Here is a 7,244-nt window from a genome sequence, read left to right as displayed (position 1 = left end):
TCATGCCTGTTTTATAATTCTTACGTTTTTGTAACTGTCAAACTCAGGAACCATTTACCCACGAAATTTTGAAGAACAAAGAGATAAGTAGAGAATTATACGAAATGGGTAGACTTTTCTTCTAAAAATATTTAGCGGTGCTTTTTGCACCGCTATTTTTAAACGCATTATTAAAATCCACAAATAATAAACTTGCTTGACTTTTTGATCATATTTTATAAAGTTTTTTAGCCTTTTCTGAAGCTACTTTATGATCGACAATAGGTGTTGGATAATCGATGTCTTTTGGAATGTTCAAAGTATGTATTTGCTCTAAGTTAAGATTGGTTAATTCTGGTAACCAAGTCTTTATGTAATTACATTCAGGATCAAATTTTTGCTGTTGCAAAATTGGGTTAAATATTCGGAAAAAAGGCTGCGCATCACAACCTGTTGAAGCAACCCATTGCCAATTACCATTATTAATTGCAGGATCGTAATCAACTAGTCTTTGTGCAAAGTATTTCTCTCCCCATCGCCAGTCAATATGTAAATCCTTAACAAGAAAACTCCCTGTTATCATTCTTACTCGGTTATGCATCCATCCCGTTAGATTCAATTGCCTCATTCCAGCATCAACTATAGGATAACCTGTTCTCCCTGTACACCAAGCCTTAAATTTATCCACATCATTTTCCCACTGTATTTGGTTATATTTCTCCTTAAAGGAATTGCCTAAAACATGAGGGAAATGATAAAGGATATGAGTAAAAAAATCACGCCAGTGAAGTTGTGTAATAATTTCATGTTCATTACCGAAGTTTTCATTTACTTTTCCATATACCTCTCTCACAGAAACTGTTCCAAATTTAAGATGGGGAGATAACTTTGTTGTTCCATCGATTGAAGGCGTGTTTCTAGTTTCACTGTAATTTTTTAGTTTGACTATTCTCTCTATATAACTTAACCCTTCTTTTCGCCCACCTTTTAATATTAAATTTTCATTTTGAGGAAATTTATCAACCTGAAGAGCAATACTTGAGCTAATTTCTTCTGTAAAATAATTTTTAAATTTATTCTTCTGCGGTTCTCGCACATCTATTTTTTTGGATTTTTTTAAAAAATCGGTGAACTTTATATATGGCATACCATTATCTTTCAAAACTTCTGTGGGTTCATGTAATAAAACATCAAAATGTTCCTTGAAATCTACTCTTTCCCTTTCACAAATGGCTTTTATTTCGTTATCTCTTTTCTTACTAAATGGAGTGTAATCTTTATTCACGAAAACTGCTTCTATTCCTAATGTTTTAATTAAACTTTCAACTACTTTAGCAGTAAGTCCTTCAAAAAAATATAGTCTAGCGTTCAATTGGTGTAGCTGATCATTGAGTTCTTTCAGACAGGCGATCATAAATTGAACCGCATTGTCTGATTTGTAATCGTTATCTTTAATCTGTCGATCATCAAATATAAAAGCAGGTATGACTCTTTCACAACTTTGAAGTGCTTCTATGAGAGAAGTATTATCCTCTAACCTAAGATCTCGTCTGAATATGTGCAACCCAATTTTATATTTATAATTCGATATTTTTATCACCTCTAATGCCTTTAGCATGCCTTTTATAATTAAATAGAACTTGCTAACTTTATTAGTAGATAGATAAATTTAAAGTATTGAGAATTTTAAAACCCTACTTCAATTGAAAAGGATATTTTGATAAACGGCGTTGTTTCTCCGTACGGTCCAGGCCAACCTTCCACATCTTCTTTTCTCTCATCATCGTAGGGTGTTTCTAAATCTATTTCACCTTTGAGGTAGTGTTCGAAGGTAATTTTGTATCTGGTTGTTTCGTTGGCAATATCCAATCCTATTAAGTAACCTTCCATGTCGTTCCCGTAGTCAAAGCCTATGGGAATATCTTCTTCATCGTATTTGGCGGTATATTTCAAGTAAGGTGCCCATTGATTGTACATCCAAGTGTAAATCTTATAATACTCAATTTTTGGAGATATGTAGTATTGCGAAGTTTTACCTACTAATCTTGTTCCTACTCCCCAAGCGAATGCGGTCGGTTTGTAATCTGTTGCTCCCCCTTCAGTATCGGGTACAACAAAATCGTCCATCGCAAATTGCCCGTATATTTGCCAACCCTTGGTAGGAATGATAGAAGCATCTACTCCCAACATATTATTTGAGAATCCTTCACCAAGGTTGTTATGAGCTATACCAAAAGGGTTAGCATCAGAAAGGTCAGGATATTTACCGCCGATCAAATTTAATTCGTTCAAAGAAAGTCTAACTCTATCGAAAAGATTAAATTCTAATCTGTGTATAAACAAAGTTTTTAAAGGATCAGAATACCCAAAATCTTCCAATCCAGATCTATCAGAATTACCATCAAAAGAGGTATCTTTTTGCCTTTTTAACTCATCTTCAGTTAAGTAAGGGTCGAAGAAGTACATGGCTGAGACAATTCTCATACTTCCGGCATCGTATCCACCCATGAACCCAGTAACATAGGGTAATGAGTCAGATAGATATACCCCTCTTTCCAAATCTGACCAATTCGTTTCAAATATTCCACCAATCAGCCACAGAGGATCAAAAGATTTGTAGAAGAAGCCAGGGTAAACTTCAAAATCATCGTTTGAATTTATTGGATAAGGTGTTATGTTTGTAAAATCTTTTCCTGTGTATATTGAAGATAGTAGATAAACTTCGTTTGCAGTTATCTCAGAGAAGCCCTTCGTATTAAAAAAAATGAAGATAAGTACTAATGTTTGAAGCGTTACTATTTTTCTAACTTTCTCCATATTTATCAAAGAACTCTTCTTCACTCATTATAGTAATTCCATAACTTTGAGCTTTATCTAGTTTAGAACCAGGGTTTTCTCCAACGACTAGGATATTCGTTTTCTTCGTCACGTTTTCAGAGAAGGTTCCACCTTTAGATTCAACGTATTCGGCGAATTCTTGTCTTGTCATTTTAGAAAGAGCACCGGTTTGACATATAACTAAACCTTTTAGAGGTCCTTCTAATTTTTCTTCTTCTTTTTTCCCCATGTTGACTCCTGCATCTTTTAATTTCTTAACGATCTTTTTAACTTCTTCCTGTGAAAAAAACTTTATAATTGCATTTGCTATATCTTCACCAATTCCCTCTATTTCTACAAGTTCATCGAATTTTGCATCTATTAAACTGTCTAAATTTTTAAAATGATTTGCAAGGTCTTTCGCAGTTTTTGAACCAACATTTGGTATACCAAGAGCGTTAATTAATCTATCCAGTTCTCTATTTTTGGATTGCTCTATTTGTGTCAATATATTTTCTACTGTTTTGTCTCCTATACCTTCTCCCAAGCTTCTAATTTTTTGTTCGTTTAAATAATAAAGATCGGCTATATCTTTAAGTAAACCTGCATCTACCATTCTTTTTAATATCTTTGGCCCAAGCCCTTGAATATTCATTGCGTTTCTTGAAACGAAATTTTCCAACGTTCTTAAAAGCTTTTCTGGGCAAGAGGGATTCAAACATCTTATTGCCACTTCTGATGACTTTATTTTTCCAACTTTTCCACCACAGACAGGGCATTTTTCAGGGGGTCGGATTATTTTTTCTTCCCCAGTTCTTTTTTCTTTAACGGGCCCTATAACTTGGGGAATTATGCCACCTGCTTTTTCAATTAATACATAATCGCCTTCCCTTATATCTCTTTCTTTTAGATAATCAAAGTTGTGCAAACTTGCCCTTTTTACTATTGTTCCTTCAAGTTGTATGGGGTCAAATTCTGCAACAGGAGTTATTATCCCTGTACTCCCAACTTGCAGTTTTATAGCTTTTAGTTTCGTTTCTTTCTGTTCGGCTTCAAATTTGAAAGCAATTGCCCATCGTGGGGATCGGGCGGTTTCACCAAGGAGTCTTTGCAGTTCAAAACTGTTCACCTTAACTACTATCCCATCTACTTCGTATTCTAATTCCTTTCTCCTTCGATTCCATTCTTTCCAAAATTCTATAACTTGTCCGATATCTTGGGCATTTTTGTAATTAGGATTGATTCTGAAACCAACTTCTTTCAGAAAATTTATCGCTTCTTCTTGAGTTTCTAAGTTGTAATTTTGAGGGAAGATAACGTAATACAGGAAAGAGCTTAACTTTCTTTTTGCCACTTCTGTACTATCCAAAAGTTTTAAAGTGCCCGCTGTTGCGTTTCTAGGATTAGCGAAAACAGGTAACCCTTTTTCTTCCCTTTCTGAATTTATTCTCACAAATTCTTTTTTTGGCATGTATATTTCTCCACGTACTTCAATAGTTAGATTTTCCCTCAATCTTAAAGGAATAGAGGGGATCGTTTTTACGTTTTGCGTGATATCTTCTCCGGTTGTTCCATCGCCTCTGGTTATAGCTTGAGTTAATACTCCATCGGTGTACCTTAAAGCTACCGATACTCCATCTATCTTTAGTTCACAAAAGTACTCAACATGGTTTAAACTCAAGTTCTTTAAAACTCTTTTGTGAAAATCTAAAATTTCTTCTTCGTTGTAGGTGTTATCTAAAGATAACATCGGTATCAAATGATTTACTTTATTGAATCCCTCAACAACTATACCACCGATTCTTTGAGTTGGAGAATCAGGGGTTTTCAATTCGGGATATTTTTTTTCGAGCTCCACTAGTTCTTTAAAAAGTTTATCGTATTCCTGATCCGAGATAATAGGATCAGCCAATACGTAGTATCGGTAGTTATGTTCTTCTATTTCTGCTTTTAACTTTTCGTATCGTTCTTTTATGTTTTTTGGTATGTCCAAATTACAATCCCCCTTTAGTCCTCATCTATCACAACCGCTGTTGCTACGGCAAACTCTCTTTCATGGGCTATAGATATGTGTATCGTTCCGTTACCTCCAAACTTTTCAAATAGATATTTCACCGATTCTTCATCTAAATACGGTTCTCCACTTTGTTTGTTTAATACGGTAATTTGTGAGTAAGGGATAAACCTTTTGAAACATTTTATTAAAGATTCTTTTACTGCAAAACGACCCGCTGCATATTCTTTTTTTCTTTTTTGCCCTTTAAACGTATCGTATATTTCTTTTTCTTTCTGAGAGAGAATTTTTTGGACGTTTTTTTCGTTGATCCTGTCGACTTTTACGATGTCAACTCCTATTCCTCTGATCATTGATTAGCAACCTCACATTCGCACCTGGCTCGATCTTTTGTAGAAAACTTTCAACTTTTTGGTCATTTAAGTAAATTTCATAAGATTGAATTTCTTCAGTGTTTATGGAAAGATGGGAAAACACATCTATTAATTGAACATCCTTTTTTACCTTTTTAATTGAATAATTAGCTCCATTGCTCACTTCTTCTTCTATGTCAACTATTTTTCCATCATAGGATGCGATTACTTCTTCTTTGTTTAAATGAACCTCTTTCCCATTTAAAAATACTTTCATCTTTTCGGTTTCGATATCCAGGAATTCTTTTATCTTAGGGAGTTTTACCGCTTTTGTTTTTAGAAGATCTCCATTTTTTATTTGATAATCTTTATCTAAGATTTCTTCGCCTTTCATGATGATCGTACCCACAGGGACTTCATATGGAAGGTTATTTATTGTGAAGAAAATTTTCTCGTTGTACTCTTTAAATACATCCTCTATTTTTGGAGGTGAAGTATATATTTTATCTCCATCTTTGATCTCTTCTTCTAAACTTTCTACTTTTTCCCCATTTTTTATTACTACAGGATAAGTGGTTTTGGGTTCCCCATTTAAGTAAAATTCAATGGGTTGAATCACGTCTTTCAATTTCAAATTGACAGGTTTGCCGTTTTTGGGTTCTTCTATTTCAATGTGATCACCTGGTTTAATGGGAGAATGTATATCCGCAGATACGCCGTTTACTGTTATTTTTGCCTTTTCGCCCATATTCCCCTTTTTTATCTGTAATTTTTCGTTCAGTTCGAAAGCTATCGCAGGGGAGGGCAGTCCAACCAATTTGTCTAGCGAATAACCTGATTGTAGTAACGCTTGTAAGACGTTCATGTCTTTACCTATGATTAACATATTTACATTTCTTCCGTTTATTTTGATGGTATTGAATACACTACCCTGTTTTTTCAGTGCGACATTTACTATACCTAAAGGAGTTATGTATTCACTACCTTCCATTCTTTTTGATTCAAAAATGATATTCTCCAAATTTTTGGTAGTTTTCAGAGATACCCTTTCTTTGGGAAGCCCAAGTTTACTGGCTAATTTTTCGGTAAAAGTTGGTACTTTCCCTCCTCCACCTACTACCATCACAGCAACGGGAGGTTTCCCGTTTAGATTTAATATTTCTTTAGCTATTTTATCCGTTATGTTGTCTATAATAGGGGTTATTATCTTAATTACTTCTTCTTTTCTTACAATTTGTGGACTATCCAGGATATCGTTGTAGGTAATTTCATCGCTTTGAGATAATTGTTTTTTAATCATTTCAGCGGTTTTGAAATCCACCAATAGTTGTTGAGATATAGTATCTGTTATCTCATCTCCAGCTAAAGGTACCATTCCATAGCCGGTTATTACCCCTTTATTCGATATAGATATGTCGCTTGTTCCTGCTCCCACATCCACCATTGCAACATTCAGGTTTCTCAAGTCCTCGGGTACAACTAAACTTGTGGCGGCTATCGGTTCCAATGTGACATGGATAGGTTTTAATCCTACTTTATCCAATACAGACATCATAGCTTCTACAACATTTTTTGGTAGATAAGCTGCCAAAACTTTTACCTTTGCTTGATTACCTCTTTGCCCTTCTAGATGTTTAATCCATTGATTATCAAGACTGTAGTAAAGTATTGAGTATCCTACGCAGTACATTTCTTGTGAGTAGTTTAATTTTTCTGTAGATGCTTTGACTGCTTCGAGTTCCATCTTTTTGATTGTTTCACTATCTAAATAACCATGAGTTGAAATATCGAGGCTGTATGAGCCAATTGAAGAGATTAGAAACCTACCAGCTATGGCGATAGCAACTTCGGAAAGATTTATGGAACTTTCCTCTTCCAGTGTTTTCTTTATTTTGAAAACACCTTTTGCAACCTTGTTGACGTCATGAATCTGTCCGTCAAGCATCGCTCTATTTTCGTGTTCAACTTCTGCAAAATGCTTGATTATTATACTTTCCGTTTCTTCATCATATTCTGCTAATATCCCTACAAGAGTCCTTGTACCTATATCAAGTCCAAAGAGCATTTCCATTCCCCCATTA

At 34.7% G+C, this 7,244-nt stretch carries 5 protein-coding genes; all 5 read right to left on the bottom strand.

What is annotated here, in order from left to right:
- Positions 1–208: 208 nt before the first annotated feature.
- Entirely contained in the window at positions 209–1,579 is a 1,371-nt protein-coding gene (locus BZ25_RS09515; RefSeq protein ID WP_196793054.1) for a deoxyribodipyrimidine photo-lyase, read from the bottom strand.
- 86 nt (positions 1,580–1,665) lie between these two features.
- Positions 1,666–2,796, bottom strand: a complete 1,131-nt coding sequence (locus BZ25_RS09510; RefSeq protein WP_012208820.1) for a hypothetical protein — start codon at positions 2,794–2,796, stop codon at positions 1,666–1,668.
- Complete coding sequence (ligA, locus tag BZ25_RS09505) at positions 2,783–4,789, bottom strand: NAD-dependent DNA ligase LigA (protein ID WP_121515014.1); 2,007 nt, start codon at positions 4,787–4,789, stop codon at positions 2,783–2,785. Before ligA ends, BZ25_RS09510 begins: the two co-directional genes overlap by 14 nt.
- Positions 4,790–4,803: 14 nt before the next feature.
- Positions 4,804–5,163, bottom strand: coding sequence for a holo-ACP synthase (acpS, locus tag BZ25_RS09500; RefSeq protein WP_012208822.1), 360 nt, complete (start codon positions 5,161–5,163; stop codon positions 4,804–4,806).
- Complete coding sequence (locus BZ25_RS09495; protein ID WP_121515015.1) at positions 5,141–7,228, bottom strand: cell division FtsA domain-containing protein; 2,088 nt, start codon at positions 7,226–7,228, stop codon at positions 5,141–5,143. The genes acpS and BZ25_RS09495 overlap by 23 nt, the downstream gene beginning before the upstream one ends.
- Positions 7,229–7,244: the final 16 nt, after the last annotated feature.

Origin of the sequence: Petrotoga sp. Shatin.DS.tank11.9.2.9.3 (assembly GCF_003665005.1) — a bacterium.
In the GTDB taxonomy this organism is placed as follows: domain Bacteria; phylum Thermotogota; class Thermotogae; order Petrotogales; family Petrotogaceae; genus Petrotoga; species Petrotoga mobilis.
This window is presented reverse-complemented; position numbering and strand designations above follow the sequence as displayed.

Excerpts from the sequence above, each read along its gene's own strand:
- BZ25_RS09495 (WP_121515015.1), bottom strand. The coding sequence starts at position 7,228 with ATGCTCTTTGGACTTGATATAGGTACAAGGACTCTTGTAGGGATATTA.
- acpS (WP_012208822.1), bottom strand. The coding sequence starts at position 5,163 with ATGATCAGAGGAATAGGAGTTGACATCGTAAAAGTCGACAGGATCAAC.
- BZ25_RS09510 (WP_012208820.1), bottom strand. The coding sequence starts at position 2,796 with ATGGAGAAAGTTAGAAAAATAGTAACGCTTCAAACATTAGTACTTATC.